The following is a 16,898-nucleotide window of genomic DNA, read 5'->3' on the forward strand; positions in this document are numbered from 1 at the left end:
TTCAAAAAGTAAGGAAAGAAATGGCAATAAATGAACTGAAAAGAGGGATGAGTAAGCGCCAAGTTATTTTTTTAGCTCTTGGCTCTGCTATTGGAACAGGTCTTTTTTATGGGTCTGCACAGGCAATTAAGCTTGCGGGTCCCAGTGTTTTGATTGCTTATTGTATTGCTGGTTTAGCTATTTTTATGGTTATGCGGGCTTTAGGAGAGATGATACTTCATAATCCATTACCTGGTTCTTTTGCTCGTTATGCGGCAAATTACATATCGCCATTAGCAGGTTTTTTAACGGGATGGACATATGTATTTGAAATGATTCTTGTGGGTTTGGCTGATATTACAGCTTTTGCAACTTATATGGGGTTTTGGTATCCTGATGTTGCTCCTTGGGTATGGGCACTGAGTATTACATTAATCATCACAGGTATTAATTTAGCTGCTGTAGAAGTCTATGGTGAACTAGAGTTTTGGCTATCTTCTATTAAAGTTATCGCTATCATTGCGATGATTATTTTAGGAATAGCAATTATTTTTTTTGGGGGGGGGGAAGGGGCAGATTTTTCTACCGTTACTGTTCATAATTTATGGAAAAATGGTGGACTTTTTCCCAATGGTTGGTTTGGTTTTTTAGCTTGCTTTAGTGTTGTTGTTTTTGCTTTTGGTGGCATAGAAATTATTGGCATGGCAGTTATGGAAGTTCAAAACCCTCATCAAACGATTTCAAAGGCAATTAATTCTACTCCAGTTCGTATTTTGCTTTTTTACGTCATGACGTTAGCTATTTTAATGTCTCTTTATCCTTGGAATGAGATTGGTCTTATGGATAGCCCTTTTGTATCTATTTTTGAAAATCTTGGGATTTCGTATGCAGCAAATATTTTAAATATTGTTGTTGTTACAGCGGCTATTTCAGCAATGAATAGTGGAATGTATGGTGCTTGTCGTATGATCCATGGTTTATCGCAGGAAGGTTATGCTTTAAAAAAGTTTCAATATTTATCAAAAAATGGTATACCAGTTTTTGTTATTTTAATGATCTTTGGTATCTTTCTTCTTGGTGCTGTCCTTAATTATTTTTACCATGAAAAGCTTTTTTTTCTTATTGCCGCAATGGCAACATTTGCGACAGTTTTTGTTTGGATGATGATTTTACTTTCACAATTTTTTATGCGAATTAAGATGCCTAAAGAAGCACAGAATGGTTTAAAATTTCCCATTCCATTTTGGCCAATAGGGTCGATTTTTTCTATTTTATTTATGGTTTTTATTTTTATTCTCTTATGGTATTTTGATGAGACACGACCGGTTTTAATTATAGGTGTTAGTTGGATTGCTTGGCTTGTTGTTTGTTTCTATGCACTTAAACTTTATAATTTTAAGAAAAAGAAACAGCAATAAAATGTGAATAGAGATAAAGCTCAAAACAAATAGCTGATGTCATCAGGAAAACAGATGTTTGATTGTTATTCTCTAAAGGTTAGAACAATCTAGATTGAAAAAATCTGCTCGTTATTATTTTGCTTTGGAAGTTTTTGTGAGCCATTGCTTACGGTAACGACAAAATCATATAAATATTAGGCGTTTTTTGATGGTGAGCTGTGCCATCAATATAAGTCTTTCAGGTTAAAATGCCTAACAGCGCAAATAGATTTTACCAGATACAAGATTATAGGCAGATATCTTTTTCTAAACGTATTAATGAAGTTCTGTTTCACAAGAGAAGTTATTGTAAGATTTGTTTTTTTTTAGCTCTTAAAAAAATTGGCTGTTTAAATTTTGTTGTTTAGGAAACTACTATCTCTTTTAGAAGCGAAGATAAAGCTCTTTATGTCTTTTCTTGAAAAGAAGGGTTGAAGTTTTTTATTTCTATTATTTTTTCTCAAAGAGAATTGGCGTTGGTAGAAAATAGTGGATAACAAAGTCATTAGAGGTATTGTATCATTGTGTTTGCAAAAACTTTAATAAAGAGCAGCAAGGTATTACAATAAAATCTCATAGGAAAAGTAAATTAAAGAGAACAATGAACGTGTGACAGTTTTACGTCTCTTGTTGTTATTGTGCTCACAAGAGTAAGGATCAAACTTATTTTTTATAATATTGATACGAGAGTAATTTTTATCACAAGTGGAGGTGGGAAAATGCACTCCGCAACTGTATTACGGGTGTAAAATTATTCAATATTGCCATAAAAGGTGCTCAAGAACACTACAACCAACAACAATCGTTGGCAAACAGTTTTTACACGAGAAATCTTTCAATAAATTTGAAGTGCATACCACAACCGTCTTATCCATTTGGGGGACAGCTGGCAACATTGTGTTGGACGTGCAAGGTCCATGTTTCCTTCAATAGCATCTTTACTTTTCTGTGAAGAAGCAGCTGTTTATGCAGTACAGCATGCTGACAATTTAAGGAGGAAAAAATGAAATGAACTTTAAACTTATTGAGTGTCTTAGCTCTATTCGTCATAATTGGTTGCCAGTTTAGGAAGTCTCTTGCAGGATACTTGACTGCATGGGAGAATCCAGATGAAGATTTTACTGAGATAGGAAAAGCACTGTTAGAGTGTGGAATGCCCCCCTTATGATGTCTTTCCAGAAAATAAAAAGTTTTAAGTATCAATGCAAAGGCTTCTATTGATGCTTGCATGTTTCAAGCAAAACTTCACTACAAATGGGGAGGATTATATTGGTGTTATATCTTATAAAGATGAAAATCTCTCCATTTGTTGTCTTGGTGCTGTTATCCCACAACGAAGTGTCAAGAAGCGTTTGAACAGCCCGTTTTGTAAAAAATATAAAACCGCACCTGAATGTCAGCCTTAATTTTTGCTGGTAATGATCTCGATCCCTATCTTCATGTTTCTCATGCTTGTGCGCGAGGGGACCTTAATTCAGCATGTCAATGCTATTTATTTATGGGTACCACAACTGTTGGCGCAATAATATAAAAATATCTATTTTGATTGTAATCAAAATATTGATAATAATTATAAGCATATCATTGTTAGACATATGATTTTAGTAATAATTTTACCGTATTTTTGATATAATAATTACGGCATAATCTTCGGAAAGATAAAATAATATAGGTTGATAATGTTCATCATTGTTTTGGAAGTGAAAAAGCAGCATGTACAGTAATTTATGGATTGTTTCATAATATCAAATTATTCAAGGACAGGAAAATGAAGCAGATTTTAAAATTATTCAGCGGGATGACCTTATTTGTTATGGCTGGATGTTACCCAGAGCAGCCTTCTCGAACAGCTGTAGATGCATGGGAAAAGTCTGGTGCTGATCAAATTGAGATCAAAAAAGCTCTGTTAGAATGTGGAATACAGCATCTTGATGGTCGTCTTGATACAGAAACAAGTACTGATGAGAAATTAAATGCTGAGGAGTCTGTGAATGCATGCATGATACAAGCAGGTTTTCAAGATAAATTGGGAAGGGTGAAGTGGTGTGAAAAGTATGAAAATCTTCCAATTTGTCAGCCTGATGCTGTTATTCCTCAGCGAAGTGTAGAGAGGCGCTTGAATAGTCCTCATTGTGAAGAGCATAAAGAGCAACCAGAATGTCAACCTTAAATATTGATGCTGTTTGTAATCAATAATCTTTATATTCTTGTTCTCGCATGGGGGGAGGCGGGATTGTTTTTCAATGGACTAACCATCTTACATGCGAAAAAATATTAGCACAGGCTTATAAGCTTTTTTATCGTGAATATTGAGAGAATGGGGGAAAATAAAAAAAATTGAAATTATTGAGTGCTATAACTTTGTTAAGCTTTGCGGGATGTGTTAGCAAATCTCCTCCATCGACGTTGGCATTATGGGAAACGCCCAGTGTCAATAAATCTATGGTTCAACAAGCACTGTTAAAATGTGGCTAGAAACCATTCTATGTTTCTTCTGAAAATATGGATTCGCGTGCAAGTGAATTTGTAGTAATTTATGAGTGCATGACTAAAGCAGGTTGTGGGTACAAACTACAGGATTCAAAGGGAATTTATTTTTCATCAGCACTGCGAAGTGATTCATTTTTAGTCAATTTAATGGTAGCAGGGTATCAGCAGGTTATGGACAATGATACTTTTGGAGTAACCAATTCGACAAAATAAGAGCGAGATTTGATGTTACGTTTTGAAAATGATAACAAACGCCAGAAAATAAAAAAAATTGAAAAAGTGATCATTGACAGTAAAATATATTCAACTTTCAAGTAATAATTCAATGAAAATATTAATGGGGAGAGGGAGTAAAAATGCAGCTCTTTTATCCTCGATATAGTTATATTCATCAGAGACTAGCTTAGTGATGTGTTATTGTCAGATGATAATAATATTGGGGGATGGTGAGTTATTGTTTGGAGAAGGTTATTCAATATAAAAAATGGCAAAGAATAGCTTTGCTAAAATACCTTCTTTAACGATCATAAATAAATTGCTTTTATAGAAATGATTTTGATGTTTTTTACAGGAGAGTGAGTGTTTTATTGTATTTAGATTTTATCAGAGGATATGAAAGTGTTATGCAGGTAATTTTGATGTAAATAGCTTTTTGTTTTATGATCTATTTTGAGATGATATGTTCTAAAGTAGCTCATTGATTAATTCTAAATATTGATGATAGGGCATTAAGAGAGGTTTTGTTTATTTATTCAATTTTTTGTTAGATGGCTTACAGTTCCTTAGGTTTTTGTTGTGGTTTAGTTGTCTGGCGCTTATATTACAGTTCTCAGAACTTTTAGGGGGTAATTCTTTAAGAGATCGTAATCCTAAATGGTATCTTAAAACTGTTTGTTCTTTCTTTACATAAAACACAAAACATATTATAAGACCCTATCATTTATCATAAAAATAATAAAATCACTTTGTTTATTTTATTCTTATCGTATTTAATTTGTGATTTATTTTTGTACCAGCATTTTTTGTGTTTGTTGAGAAAAAGAAAGTTTTAAAAAACAATGATAAGCAAAGCATCTAAAAATCGCTTATATTCGTGTGTTTTTACAGCAGCTATTTTTTCTTTTTTGTTAAACATAAATATTGAGACACATTCTCATTCATTTGTATCACTGTCATGTGATGAAAACAAATTACCTTACGGATGCAGTGATGGTTCAAAGCATACAATTAGTGATAAAGTATATAAATTCACGGCACCTGTTAAAGAAAAGAATGGCGATGGTCGTTCTCACATGTTGCCTGCTGCTATAGTCGTACAGGAGTCAAATACAGTTATTGAGGCAATGCGTGTAGAGGTTGAAGGGACTGCAGGTGTAGAAGATATCTATGGTGCTGTGGTCTCACGAGGAGGAAAAGTTGTTTTGAGCGATTCAGCTTTTAAAAATGTATCAATAGGTCTTAAAGCTGATAGTGGAATGATTGAGGTTGATCGTGGAACAATTGAATCTTCTCAGATAGCTGCTTATGCAGAGAATCTAGGAGCATCTGTTACGTTAACGAATACAAAAATTAAAGTGGAAGGTCAGGGTATCGGTCGAGAGAGTGCTCTTTTCGTTAGTGCTAATGCGGGTATTCAGATGAAAAGTGGATTTATTGATGTGAATGATGCTGCTGCGCTTTATGTGGGGAGAGCGGGGAGTGCGACTTTAGATGGTGTTACCATTGCTTCAAAATATCAAAAAACAGAAGACAAAGAAAATACAAATGGAAAAATTACACATACAGTTTTCAATGTAAAACATCAGGGTTCTGTTTATGTAAAAAATACGAATATTATTTCTACGGATGTTCATGTTTTAACAGTTGGACAAGATTCTAACACACCATCCAATAATGGCAGGGAAGGAAATATTTTAATTTCACGGGTTAATATTGAAGATTCAACAATTAAAGCAATCGGTAACAAACATGGTATGTATTTTGAGAGGGATGGGGAAAATGATGCATATGAACAGGGGCTTGTCTTTTTGAAAAGGACGATTTTTGAGGTTCCAGATGGGACAGCTGTTCATAGTCATAACAGTCGTATTTATATTGGAGTAACAGAAGGTACAAAAATTTTTGGTGACTTATTATTAACAGCTGAAAAGGGGGGAAGTGTAGCGATTTTGGCTAATTCTTCTTCATTGATAGGAGGGACTCGTGTTGCCGATGATTCTATTGCTGAGCTTTATTTAACAGGGGGATCAAAATGGTTTTTGACAAAAAGAAGAGGGATAGATTTGCAAGTTGCAAACCCTACAAGTTCGTCTATTTCATTTGTGAAAGTTTCTGATAGTTTTATTGCTTTTGAGACTCCAATGTTTCAGGAGTATCAGACACTTTATATTGGGAAGGGAGAAAAAGAAGTTTATAGTGCGCAAGATAGGGCAGATATTTATCTCAATACACATCTCAGTCGTGAAGGTTTGCTCGATAATAAAAAAACTGATCGGCTTTTGATACATGGTGATGTTTCTGGAAAAACGACAGTTTATGTGCAATTTGTTTCAGGAAATCTGGGTGAGATAGCAACCGGTGAAAATGCTCATAGTATTTCACTTATTCAGGTTTCTGGAAAAGCGGCAGAGGATTCTTTTCAGTTAGATCGTCCTTATATCGCATTAGAGGGTTTGCCTTACCAATATTATCTTCATGCTTATGGTCCAGCTTCTGCTCTTGGAAATGCACAAACTTCTCAAAGATTGGTTGAAGGAGATGGAGATTTTTGGGATTTCCGCCTTGAAAGTAAATATATTCAGCCTGCTTTAGAGGTGTCTGCTATTCCTCCTTCTGCGTTAAAGGTCAGAGAGGTTGTTCCACAAGTTCCGACCTATCTTTTGTTACCAAATGCTTTATTTCATGTTGGACTTATGGATATTAGTCATCAACAAAAGCAGTTGCAAGTTACGCGGTCTATTCCTCGTAAATTATTAAAAAACGAAGAGAATTTTGCTTTATCTGTTCACGGTTATGGTGGACGTTATCGTTATATCTCAGATCTTTCTACACTTAAATATGGGTACGATGGACATGTTGATTATAACGCTATAGAAACAAATCTTTTGCTTAAAACGGTAGAGAGTGCACATAATACGACATCTTTTGGGATTATGGGAACCTATGGAAAACTTTCCTTACAACCTCATAATGTGGAACAAAGTCAAAAGAGTACATTTAATAAATGGTCATTTACGGCATACGCTAGTGTGGAACACAACACTGATTTTTACGTAGACGGTCTTTTATCTTATGGCTTGTTTAAAGGGGATGTGCGTAGCCATGTTTGGGGTAAGACGGCGACATTAAAAGCAAAACCTCTCAACGTTTCTTTTTCTGCTGGTAAAGTGTCTATGATAGGACGTGAAGGTCTTATTTTTGATCCGCAATTTCAGCTTATTTATCAACATCTGCAATTTGATAAGTTTCGTGATATTGACGGATTTGATGTTGAGATGAAAAAAATAGATCAATGGTTTATGCGTGTTGGTGGGCGTTTAAGTAAAACATTTACAGCCTCTGAAAAGGATCGTATCACTTCTTTTTATGGCAATATTCATCTTGCTCATTGTTTTGGTAAAGAACAATTTGTGCATTTTAAAGATGTTTTTCAGTTGAGTTCTTTTGGTTCTTCCTTAGAAGTTGGCTTGGGTGTCAATTCACAGTTTTCTTCTAAAGTCACACTTTACAGTGATCTTAGCTATCAGCACACGTTAACCAAGGCAGGTTTTTCTGGAATTCGTTTTTCTGGTGGATTGCGCTATCATTTTTAAGCCATCTTTTTAAAAATAATAAATGTGATTTTCAAAGTCTTGTTCTATTATCGGAATTAAAACCATTGTTTGTGCAGAATTTTTTAATAATGGTACCATGTGCTTTAATAAATATGAAAATATCATGTTGATTTATTTTTATCTGCTATAGCATTTCTCAAATGCTTTAAAAAATTTGTCCATCTGATAAACAGATTTAAAATGAGAAAATCCTACAATATCGGGGTTCTTATTCAATATGAATAAAGATAAATTATCATTATAAATCAATATTTTGCCATATGATGCTTAAGGTGTCATCGAGCCATTTGTGGTAATTGCGTGCTTCTTCGTTTGAGGCATGAACAGAGAAAATAAAACCGGGATATCCACCAAATGCTGGTGGCGGTGGTGAAATATGATCCGTTTCAAAGAAAATGATAGTTCTGCTAGTTTGTGGATGTTGTACGACCTTATCGAGACCTAAAAATCCAGAGAAGCGTCCATACCCATGAAGAGGAATAATATAATTTGCCGCCACTTTTTCAGCTGGGAGTATATCGGGAAGGTCTGGGGTTTGTTCAGCTAAAGCGGCATTCATACAGAGTTTTGCAAATGAAATTCCTGTACCTTGCTCCACAATAAAATGGGAAACACCTGATCCACCTATACGAGCACCGATCTCAATGATATAGGGTAAGTTATTGGCATCTAAGCGTAGTTCTACATGGGCAGCCCCCATATTTATACCAAGAGCTTTAACTCCAGAGCATGCAGCCTCACATAAAGCAATAATTAAAGGATCATCTATATCACAGCGTTGACGATAAATTGTTTCTTCAAACCATGGTCCCTCAGGCTGTCCCTTGTCTCCAACGGACAGAACATGTACACCTGCTGTATCAACAAAGCATTCTACGACAAACTCTTTTCCTGGCAAATACTGTTCTACGATTAAACCTACAGGTTTACTTTTATCATTAAAACGTGCCATGTCTTTATGCTGAACATTCCATACGGCTTTAATGAGATCAGAAAGTTCAGCGGAATTTTTAGCTAACATGACGCCTGTACTTGCCCATCCAGAGACGGGTTTAATAACGAGCGGATAGTCTAAGGCATGTGTTTTTGATAGGTCTTCTGGATGATCTATATAAAAGAATCCTGGTGTTCTTAAGCCTGCTTTAGCAAAAGCTTGACGCATGAGATATTTATTTCGGGTTAATGCTGCTACTTCTGGTTCAATACTTGGAGTATTGATTTTTTTTGCAGCCAAAGCTGTCCATAGGATAGCTTCTTCGCGAAGGGTCATAATCCCAGAAATATTGCGTTCTTTTGCTCCCGTTGCAAAAGTGTCTAGAGCTGCCTCTGGGTTATCAAAAACAGGAAGTTGCCAAGTTGAAGTGACTGCTGCGGGGTGTTGAGTGGGAGCGCTTTCAGCGGTATCATAGATCATTATTAATTCGATATTAGCTGCTTGTGCTGCTTCAAATATAAATGGTAGTTTTGCATTGCGCTGGCAAACTAACGCGAGTTTTTTCATTTTGTTTCCTCATTAAATTTGGAATTTTGGGCACGACGTTTCTGTTGCCATGTAGATACCTTTGATGCATCTATAAATAAGAGTGTCATCCCTATAACAACTACAATCATAGCAATTATTTTGATCATATTGAGAGAAGGGCTCGAGCCGATTATCCATTCACATGCAACCACTGCAAAAGGGGATAATACGCCGATAGTATTGGCGTATAATACGCCTCCTTCGGCTAAAACTTTTTGATATAATACGTAAACTGGTGCCGAGCAAACAGTTCCTAAAATCAATATTTTAAATATATCTTCTAACTTAAGATATAAGAGTGGGGCAGGATCAAAAATAAATAATGGCATAAATGATGCGACAGAAATTGTTGTGATCCAAGCCAGTGAGGTGAGCAAAGGTAAATTTTTAAGATAACGTTTAGACAATAAGCCATAAGCAGAGTAAGAAAGTGCTGCTGTTAAAGCAAGAGCTATTCCTATTAGGTTATAATATCCACCTTCTCCACTGTTTATATTAAATGCTATAGCTGCTACACTGACAATTATCACTCCGCTAAACTTCAGCCATGAGAATTTAAGGACATTTGTCAATGCACCTAATATATAAGTAATCCCTGGAATAGTAGCGAGAACCATAGTTAAATCACTGGCTTTGAGCGATTTTAATGCCCCAAAGCTGCATACAAAATACAGCGAAAATCCTAACACTGAGAGAATTAAAAAAGAAGGTATCATGGAAAGCAATGGTAGGGATCTGAAAACAGCTTTCTCACGAAATACTGCAATCAGCCATAAGGTGGCTGCGGTGGCAAACAACCTAAGTCCAACCGCATGCATGACGGGTATATTGCTAACCAAATTCTTAGATAATAACCAACTTATGGAAAACAATGCTAGAATAGCAAAGGTAAATAAGAATAACTGTCCTTTTAAGAAACTCAATGATTTAATCCCCTAATAATGTACTGTGCATAAGATGATGTTGAAAAATTAAATCGTGACTTTGAAGTCTGTGGTTTTCCAAGATTATTTTGGATATAATCCTTAGCTCCTGCCAAATAAGCGTCATCTAAATTTAATGCTTCAAGTGTTTCTATATCTGCTATCATCAATACTATTACTTTTTCAAGACGCTCCAAATCAAATTGAAGATAACCTTGATTTATTTCAATCAATGCTTTGTTTTGCATCAATATTTCAAAAAGCAAGACACCTGTGCCAGCATCGAATGTCATATGCTGATCAGAACTTTTTGGCTAACGAAATATGCGTTTTAATAGAACAAATTCAGTTGTTTCTTTCCAAAATTTTGGATGATTTTGTAGCATAATACGCACTGTAATTAAATCAACTTTAGTTTCTTCTAGAAGACCTGTAAACCAATTTTAATTTTATATACAGATTTTTATCTAATGGCCGCGGTCCGGTATGATGTGCATAGTCATGATAATAGCCTCACAAACAGCGAGCATCGTAAAGGTCTTCTTTAGATAAGTTACGACTATGCAATTGATCGAACAGGAATTTACTATCTCGACCGAGTAAACGTTCAGCTTCCACAATTGTTTGCTTATCAATTTTCTTAGCAGTTGCTACAGATTCTGGGAATAGAACAATGCAATTGTTGTCTATCTCCCTCTTGATGCTATTCCCATTTTTATACATTGAAAAGGTGATAGATAATTCTTTGTATATTTTGAGGCGTCAGCAAGATAGGCTGTTTCATGACGATATCCTGTAACTAATTCCAGCTGGAATCCTTCTGAATCAGGTCCATTTGTTGCACGCATTGGAGCCAAGAAAAACAAGGGCACATCTGGTAATGGGGCTTTGAAAGCAGCCAAAGTGTTATCAAATTTAGGAGGGGTCGTTAAACCGCTGATCATCCACTGATGAAGATCATCAGAAGTGGTTGCTAAAAGTTTTGGAGATAATCCGTCAAGAATATTGGCATGGTGGTTCAGCAGAGTGATCAATTCATTGATCATATTATTATCTGCTGAAGTTGGTTCCTTAATGCTCTCATCTCGTTCTTGGCGCATACGGAATTTGTCAACCAAGTTAACAATGGAAAGAAGCGCTTCAGATTTTTTCATGATTAGTTGACTTTAGTGAGTGGAGCAAAAAGGCCATTGGCACTTGTCTAAAATTTTCGACAATACTCAGCCTATAGCGATTTGCCGCAACCGATGTTGTGATACAAGCATCGGCTTTTTCAGCCTTACAAAGAACGGCTGCATCAGCATTGCTGTTGGCAAATACTTTGTCATATTGATGAGCTACCAGAGATTGCGGGGCAGGATGAGTCGCTACGGTTTTAATTTCATCAATGTTATTGCGTTTAGCTAAAACCATAGAGTGAGTAGGCATGATAAAGCTGTCAAATAATTGCATATCACCTAAACGGGTAAATATGAGTGTATGCAAATCAGGGTAAGTAGCACGGCTTAGGAGATACCTATCTTTTTTTTGAGCAAGTTCATTAAATGCTTCTTCAAGAGTTGCGTATAAGATAATACGGGATCTCGAGTCAGTGGACAAAATATTTTTATTGTGATTGTTAAGCCACCATTATTCTGCAGTTGCACAGTTAGTATCTGCAGGGACAAGTGTAAAAGCATTATTTTCAGATTACATGATCTCTATTCTTTTAATTATGTGCCTAAATTTAAATTAGTGTAATATGATAGAGTATATCAAGCACAATGCGTTAAGTAATTTAGTGCTTTATAAAATAATGTATATATGAAAGAAAATTTACAATTATAATTTTGTCTGTTCATTATTCTATCATGCCGTAAAACATCGTTGTTTAGGGGAGTGATTGAGCAGGAAAGTTCTATGCAGGGTATTTATTGGATATGTTAGAGAATTATTGGAATGGTTAAGCGAAGGTGAATGACACGTAAACCGCACTGCTCTATCATTTTTTAGATGAGCAGCGTTTTTGAATCTGTTCGTATTGATAATACTATTGTAGGTGAATAATAAGCAAATTGGTAAGGCGTGAACATCTTTGCCATAAAACTCAATATATTTAACTTCTTAATTAAGATAATACTTTTAAAAATTGTTTTACTATTATGATTGTATTGAATATATGAAAGTCAATCATCATTATCTTGTTTGTAAAAAAACATGAAATATAACTCTTAAATTTTAGAGTGGGGGGTGGTAAGGTCTTTTTCTCTTTGGAATCGTTAAGAAGGTCAGATTAAATTTTATTGAAGCTACAGAACCTAAAGAGACAGTCGCTTTCTTGAAAAGATCAGAGGTAAACAATATGCGTGAGATTTTGGATCATTTTGATATGCCATTGAATAAAAAGAGTTCTGTTCAAAAGATTCAAAATCTTTCATGTCAGCCATTACCAAAACGATTTTATAAACAAGTAAAAATTTCTTGTGAGGAAGGAGGCTTTACTCTCTTATTAGATGAACGTCCTGTAAAAACGCCCGCAAGGCGTCATTTTCATGTGCCAACACAAGTGTTTGCTGAATTTGTTGCTCAAGAATTTGAGAGTCAAAAGCACGTTGTTGATCCTGCAAAAATGCCGATGACGCGTCTGGTTAATACTGTTATTGATGGTATCGCTGATGATATGCAGGCTGTATTTGAAGATTTATTGCGTTTCGTTGCATGTGATATGATCTTTTATCGTGCACAGACACCTAAAGAGTTGGTGCAAAAACAATCTGCACAATGGGATCCTTTATTAGATTGGGCAGAAAAAAAACTGGGTGCAAGGTTTTATTTGACAGAAGGGCTGATGCATGTGGAACAATCACCAGAAGCACTTCAAGCTGTGAGTCATTATTTACGAAGCGTTGAGTCTGCTTATATGCTTGCTGCACTTCATATGATGACAACATTAACGGGATCTGCTCTCATTGCTCTTGCTGTTGCTGCGGGAAACATTGATGCTGATCATGCTTGGTCTATTGCCCATTTAGATGAAGATTGGATGATGGAACAATGGGGAATAGATAAAGAAACAATCGCACGTCGTGCTCATAAAAAAGTTGAATTTAAGGCTGCTGCTACAATTGTTACAACTTGTTTATAAGATTTTTTTGTTTCCTTGTGCTTTTTCTCATTACAGTATTTTTGTGATTTTTTGAGGATTGGTTTTTACTTTTTCAAGTCCAGGAAATATTTCATTGGTTATGTTTAAGATTGCTTCGTCATTACCACGGATAAAATACCATTGGTTATTTTGAAGAAGGGCAATAATTTCAGTTTGAATAGAGCATTTTTTTCCAGAACTTGTTGTGGTTACAAGCTCTACGGGTATAACAAAATAAGGGGTACCATTATCAAGGGTACCTTCACGTTTTTGTTTTTGATCAATGTTGATCGTTTCAATCTTGTAACTTTCTGCCAACTGTTCTATTTGGCTTTTCATGATTTGTCTAAATTGTGATTTACTGAGATTTTTCTGGGCGGTTAAGCGGTTGATGACTTGGGGAGGAATAGCATTTAAGATGGCATTTGCATCGGCATTTTTAAGTGCTTCACTATAAGCAGATGTTGCTTTCTCAAGAGTTGTAAGTTTTTGGTTGGTTATTGTATGTGCTTGAGTTGTTGATGTGATAAAGACAATGCATAAAAGAACGGGAACGAGAAAACAAATTCGCGGCATTAGAAACCTTTGTTAATTCATTTGAAGAGATTCAACACATTATAAAGGAAAAGCGGACGAGCAAAAAGCCTCTTGCGCTTTTGCATGAGACGAATATCCACAAAAATGGAGGCTTTTGCCTCCATTTTAAATACCAAAAGAGTGCGTACTGATTGTTTAAACGGAATAGTACATATCAAATTCAATAGGATGAGGCGTTGTTTCGTAGCGCAAAACTTCTTGCATCTTTATTTGAATGAAGGAATTAATCTGATCATCATCAAAAACATCGCCAGCTTTAAGAAAGCCACGATCTTTGTCGAGTGCTTCAAGTGCTTCACGCAAACTTCTTGAAACGGTAGGGATGTCTTTGAGTTCTTTTAAGGGAAGATCATAAAGGTCTTTATCCATAGCATGTCCAGGGTGAATTTTGTTTTTGATACCGTCAAGACCAGCCATTAAGAGAGCGGAAAATGCCAAATAGGGATTGGCTGTTGGGTCTGGAAAACGTACTTCTACACGTTTTGAGTTTGGTGAGGAACTCATTGGAATACGGCAAGATGCGGAACGATTACGTGCAGAATAGGCAAGAAGAACAGGAGCTTCATAACCAGGAACCAAACGTTTATAGGAGTTTGTGGATGGGTTGGTAAAAGCATTTATTGCTTTTGCGTGCTTAATAACACCACCGATAAAAAACAGACAGGTTTCTGATAGTCCGGCATATTCATTTCCTGCAAAAATGGGTTTGCCATCTTTCCAAATGGAGAAGTGAACATGCATTCCTGACCCATTATCACCAAAAACTGGTTTTGGCATGAAGGTTGCTGTTTTTCCATAACTGTTTGCTATTTGATGCACGACATATTTAAAAATTTGCATCTTGTCAGCCTCGCGAACGAGTGTATCAAAACGAATACCCAATTCATGTTGGCCTGCTGCTACTTCGTGATGGTGTTTTTCGACCTGTACCCCCATATCTTTGAGTGCTGTGAGCATTTCAGAACGCATATCTTGGCAAGAATCAATCGGCGGAACAGGAAGGTAACCTCCCTTCATTCGTGGGCGATGTCCTAGATTGCCTGTTTCATATTCCATATCATCATTAGAAGGAAGTTCACTTGAATCGAGTTTAAATCCTGTGTTGTAAGGGTCTGTTTTATAGCGCACATCATCAAAGATAAAAAACTCCGCTTCTGGACCTACATTGATTGTATCTCCAATGCCTAAAGATTTCATATAAACTTCGGCCCTTTTGGCGATAGAACGAGGATCTCTACGATAAAACTCTCCAGAGACAGGATCAAGTACGTCACAAAATATGACTAAAGTAGATTGAGCAAAAAAAGGATCAATATGTGCTGTTCCAGGATCTGGCATTAAAACCATGTCAGATTCATTAATTGTTTTCCAACCAGCAATTGAAGAACCATCAAACATGACACCATCACTAAAAGTATCCTCGCTGATCTCTGCGATATCCATTGTAATGTGATGCAATTTTCCTCGTGGATCAGTAAAACGTAAATCAACAAAACGGATTTCGTTGTCTGTAATCTGTTTGATAATATCTGATGCGGTTGTCATATTCAATTTCCTTAATGTGACGTTGAGGTAGATAAAAAAGTGAATTTTCTCGTTATTTATTAAAGAGCATCGATACCGGTTTCGTCCGTGCCTATACGAATTGCATCATCAATGGAAAAGACAAATATTTTTCCATCTCCTATATGTTTGGTTTGAGCTGCTTTACGTATTGCATCAACAGTTTGTTCTAGTTTGTCATCGGACACGACAATTTCGATCTTTACTTTAGGTAGAAAGTCAACAACATATTTCGTGCCACGATAAAGTTCTGTATGTTCCCTTTGACGACCAAAACCTTTCGCTTCTGTTACTGTAATACCATGTAATCCAATTTTTTGAAGCGCTTCTTTCACTTCATCAAGTTTGAAAGGTTTTATAATGGCTTCAATTTTTTTCATGCTGAAATTATCTCCAACGTTATTTTGTCTTTTTAGACTGCATCACATTATATTGGCAACTGTAAGATGTCCAACAGATAGTTTGTGCACAAAAAGTCATAAATGATGACACTATATACTCTTGGAGGAGAACTTTTTTGTATAATAAAGTGAAATATTATTGTTTTGGAAAAAGCTTACTATCCTTGTAAACGAATCAAAATAATATAATAAGAGTATTTGGTTTCTTTTTTGTTATATAATGCCTTTATTTATAACAATAATTAGACGTTTCCCATATTGAGTGAGGAATTCTAGTAACGTAAGATTTTCTCATTTTAGATCTTCTTATAGTAAATCAATCAAATTATATCTTTGTTTATCAAGAGATACGAGCGTGTGGATAAAAATATTTGAAAAAATGACTAAAAATGCCTTTTATGAAAGCTTTCGATAACCAAAGGTTGTTGCAATATTAAAGGGTATGGATGGGACAATATTGGAAAAGAGTGTGATGATGCCGATTACGCTCCTTCATAGATGATGGTGTATAATAATCAATTTCCCATTCTCGGGTGATGTCGTGAAATGGGCTTAGGGAGTGTTGAGAAATATTTCTTTGAAACAGATGTGTGAATTGGCAACGCAAATATATTCCGTTTGGGGTGTTGTGTCCCTTCGTGAGGAATGTAATCCTATTAAAGAATGCGATAAACAAAAGCGTGAAGCAATGCGCAATCTTCATTATTTAAACAATATTGCTGCGGATGCTTTTGAAAGCCGTCAAGATGAATTAAAAGAAGATGTTAAATATGGGAATTGGGTTATACCCTTAAAACTTCGTATTCTGCCAAAATTAGGCTGTCTGGTCGTTTCAGCTATAAACAAAACAGAGAATAAATATGCAATTATGCGCGCATTCTTATTTGGCAATACGACAACTGAAACAGCTTATAAAGCGCTAAATTGTTTTTAGTCTTTGCTTCAAACATGTTGCACCACTGGAATTAGGTGTTGGTTTACAAGTAATAATAAAAGTACAGGCTTTGTTAGTATGCTGTATTTTACA

Annotated in this window: 13 protein-coding genes and 2 pseudogenes; 7 read left to right on the top strand and 8 right to left on the bottom strand. The window is 35.6% G+C overall.

Features of this window, described 5'->3' with window-relative positions; translation table 11 throughout:
- The first annotated feature begins 20 nt into the window (after positions 1-20).
- The 5 genes and pseudogenes from ACFIJJ_RS02615 (at position 21) to ACFIJJ_RS02635 (ending at position 7,720) form a co-directional block, all read left to right on the top strand.
- On the top strand, positions 21-1,397 hold the full coding sequence (locus ACFIJJ_RS02615; protein WP_375645819.1) for an amino acid permease: 1,377 nt from the start codon (positions 21-23) through the stop codon (positions 1,395-1,397).
- 1,045 nt (positions 1,398-2,442) lie between these two features.
- A pseudogene (locus ACFIJJ_RS02620) lies at positions 2,443-2,824 on the top strand (hypothetical protein).
- A 362-nt stretch (positions 2,825-3,186) separates the two neighbouring features.
- Positions 3,187-3,588: a hypothetical protein gene (locus ACFIJJ_RS02625; protein ID WP_375645820.1), complete on the top strand. Its 402-nt coding sequence runs from the start codon at positions 3,187-3,189 to the stop codon at positions 3,586-3,588.
- Between the two features lie 167 nt (positions 3,589-3,755).
- Positions 3,756-4,226 (top strand): annotated as a pseudogene (locus ACFIJJ_RS02630) (hypothetical protein).
- A 740-nt stretch (positions 4,227-4,966) separates the two neighbouring features.
- The gene (locus ACFIJJ_RS02635) at positions 4,967-7,720 is read left to right on the top strand and encodes an autotransporter outer membrane beta-barrel domain-containing protein (RefSeq protein WP_375645821.1); all 2,754 of its coding nucleotides are present in this window, start codon (positions 4,967-4,969) and stop codon (positions 7,718-7,720) included.
- Between the two features lie 259 nt (positions 7,721-7,979).
- On the opposite strand, the gene ACFIJJ_RS02640 is transcribed toward ACFIJJ_RS02635, so the two are convergent.
- The 5 genes from ACFIJJ_RS02640 to ACFIJJ_RS02660 form a co-directional block, all read right to left on the bottom strand.
- Positions 7,980-9,242, bottom strand: coding sequence for an acetyl-CoA carboxylase biotin carboxylase subunit family protein (locus tag ACFIJJ_RS02640; RefSeq protein ID WP_375622371.1), 1,263 nt, complete (start codon positions 9,240-9,242; stop codon positions 7,980-7,982).
- Positions 9,239-10,186 (bottom strand): DMT family transporter, encoded by a 948-nt coding sequence (locus tag ACFIJJ_RS02645; RefSeq protein WP_375622372.1) that lies wholly within the window; start codon positions 10,184-10,186, stop codon positions 9,239-9,241. Before ACFIJJ_RS02645 ends, ACFIJJ_RS02640 begins: the two co-directional genes overlap by 4 nt.
- Positions 10,183-10,479: a hypothetical protein gene (locus ACFIJJ_RS02650; RefSeq protein ID WP_375622373.1), complete on the bottom strand. Its 297-nt coding sequence runs from the start codon at positions 10,477-10,479 to the stop codon at positions 10,183-10,185. Before ACFIJJ_RS02650 ends, ACFIJJ_RS02645 begins: the two co-directional genes overlap by 4 nt.
- A gap of 393 nt (positions 10,480-10,872) precedes the next feature.
- Positions 10,873-11,340, bottom strand: coding sequence for a hypothetical protein (locus tag ACFIJJ_RS02655; RefSeq protein ID WP_375645823.1), 468 nt, complete (start codon positions 11,338-11,340; stop codon positions 10,873-10,875).
- On the bottom strand, positions 11,327-11,785 hold the full coding sequence (locus ACFIJJ_RS02660; protein ID WP_375645824.1) for a prephenate dehydratase domain-containing protein: 459 nt from the start codon (positions 11,783-11,785) through the stop codon (positions 11,327-11,329). The genes ACFIJJ_RS02655 and ACFIJJ_RS02660 overlap by 14 nt, the downstream gene beginning before the upstream one ends.
- Before the next feature lie 742 nt (positions 11,786-12,527).
- Between ACFIJJ_RS02660 and ACFIJJ_RS02665 the strand changes: the two genes are divergently transcribed.
- Positions 12,528-13,310 (top strand): ATP12 family chaperone protein, encoded by a 783-nt coding sequence (locus tag ACFIJJ_RS02665; RefSeq protein WP_375645825.1) that lies wholly within the window; start codon positions 12,528-12,530, stop codon positions 13,308-13,310.
- Positions 13,311-13,340: 30 nt separating this feature from the next.
- On the opposite strand, the gene ACFIJJ_RS02670 is transcribed toward ACFIJJ_RS02665, so the two are convergent.
- The 3 genes from ACFIJJ_RS02670 to ACFIJJ_RS02680 form a co-directional block, all read right to left on the bottom strand.
- A complete protein-coding gene (locus ACFIJJ_RS02670; RefSeq protein ID WP_375645827.1) occupies positions 13,341-13,886 on the bottom strand; it encodes a hypothetical protein in 546 nt (181 codons plus the stop codon).
- A 156-nt stretch (positions 13,887-14,042) separates the two neighbouring features.
- The gene (gene glnA / locus ACFIJJ_RS02675) at positions 14,043-15,452 is read right to left on the bottom strand and encodes a type I glutamate--ammonia ligase (RefSeq protein WP_375622377.1); all 1,410 of its coding nucleotides are present in this window, start codon (positions 15,450-15,452) and stop codon (positions 14,043-14,045) included.
- A gap of 59 nt (positions 15,453-15,511) precedes the next feature.
- Complete coding sequence (locus ACFIJJ_RS02680) at positions 15,512-15,850, bottom strand: P-II family nitrogen regulator (protein WP_375606671.1); 339 nt, start codon at positions 15,848-15,850, stop codon at positions 15,512-15,514.
- Positions 15,851-16,433: 583 nt separating this feature from the next.
- Here ACFIJJ_RS02680 and ACFIJJ_RS02685 point away from each other — a divergent pair.
- A complete protein-coding gene (locus ACFIJJ_RS02685) occupies positions 16,434-16,805 on the top strand; it encodes a hypothetical protein (protein WP_375622378.1) in 372 nt (123 codons plus the stop codon).
- The last annotated feature ends 93 nt before the right edge of the window (positions 16,806-16,898 follow it).

Source organism: Bartonella sp. TT29SHDZB (assembly GCF_042193395.1).
Lineage (GTDB): Bacteria > Pseudomonadota > Alphaproteobacteria > Rhizobiales > Rhizobiaceae > Bartonella.

Excerpts from the sequence above, each read along its gene's own strand:
- ACFIJJ_RS02615 (WP_375645819.1), top strand. The coding sequence starts at position 21 with ATGGCAATAAATGAACTGAAAAGAGGGATGAGTAAGCGCCAAGTTATT.
- ACFIJJ_RS02625 (WP_375645820.1), top strand. The coding sequence starts at position 3,187 with ATGAAGCAGATTTTAAAATTATTCAGCGGGATGACCTTATTTGTTATG.
- ACFIJJ_RS02635 (WP_375645821.1), top strand. The coding sequence starts at position 4,967 with ATGATAAGCAAAGCATCTAAAAATCGCTTATATTCGTGTGTTTTTACA.
- ACFIJJ_RS02640 (WP_375622371.1), bottom strand. The coding sequence starts at position 9,242 with ATGAAAAAACTCGCGTTAGTTTGCCAGCGCAATGCAAAACTACCATTT.
- ACFIJJ_RS02650 (WP_375622373.1), bottom strand. The coding sequence starts at position 10,479 with ATGACATTCGATGCTGGCACAGGTGTCTTGCTTTTTGAAATATTGATG.
- ACFIJJ_RS02655 (WP_375645823.1), bottom strand. The coding sequence starts at position 11,340 with ATGAAAAAATCTGAAGCGCTTCTTTCCATTGTTAACTTGGTTGACAAA.
- ACFIJJ_RS02665 (WP_375645825.1), top strand. The coding sequence starts at position 12,528 with ATGCGTGAGATTTTGGATCATTTTGATATGCCATTGAATAAAAAGAGT.
- ACFIJJ_RS02670 (WP_375645827.1), bottom strand. The coding sequence starts at position 13,886 with ATGCCGCGAATTTGTTTTCTCGTTCCCGTTCTTTTATGCATTGTCTTT.
- glnA (WP_375622377.1), bottom strand. The coding sequence starts at position 15,452 with ATGACAACCGCATCAGATATTATCAAACAGATTACAGACAACGAAATC.
- ACFIJJ_RS02680 (WP_375606671.1), bottom strand. The coding sequence starts at position 15,850 with ATGAAAAAAATTGAAGCCATTATAAAACCTTTCAAACTTGATGAAGTG.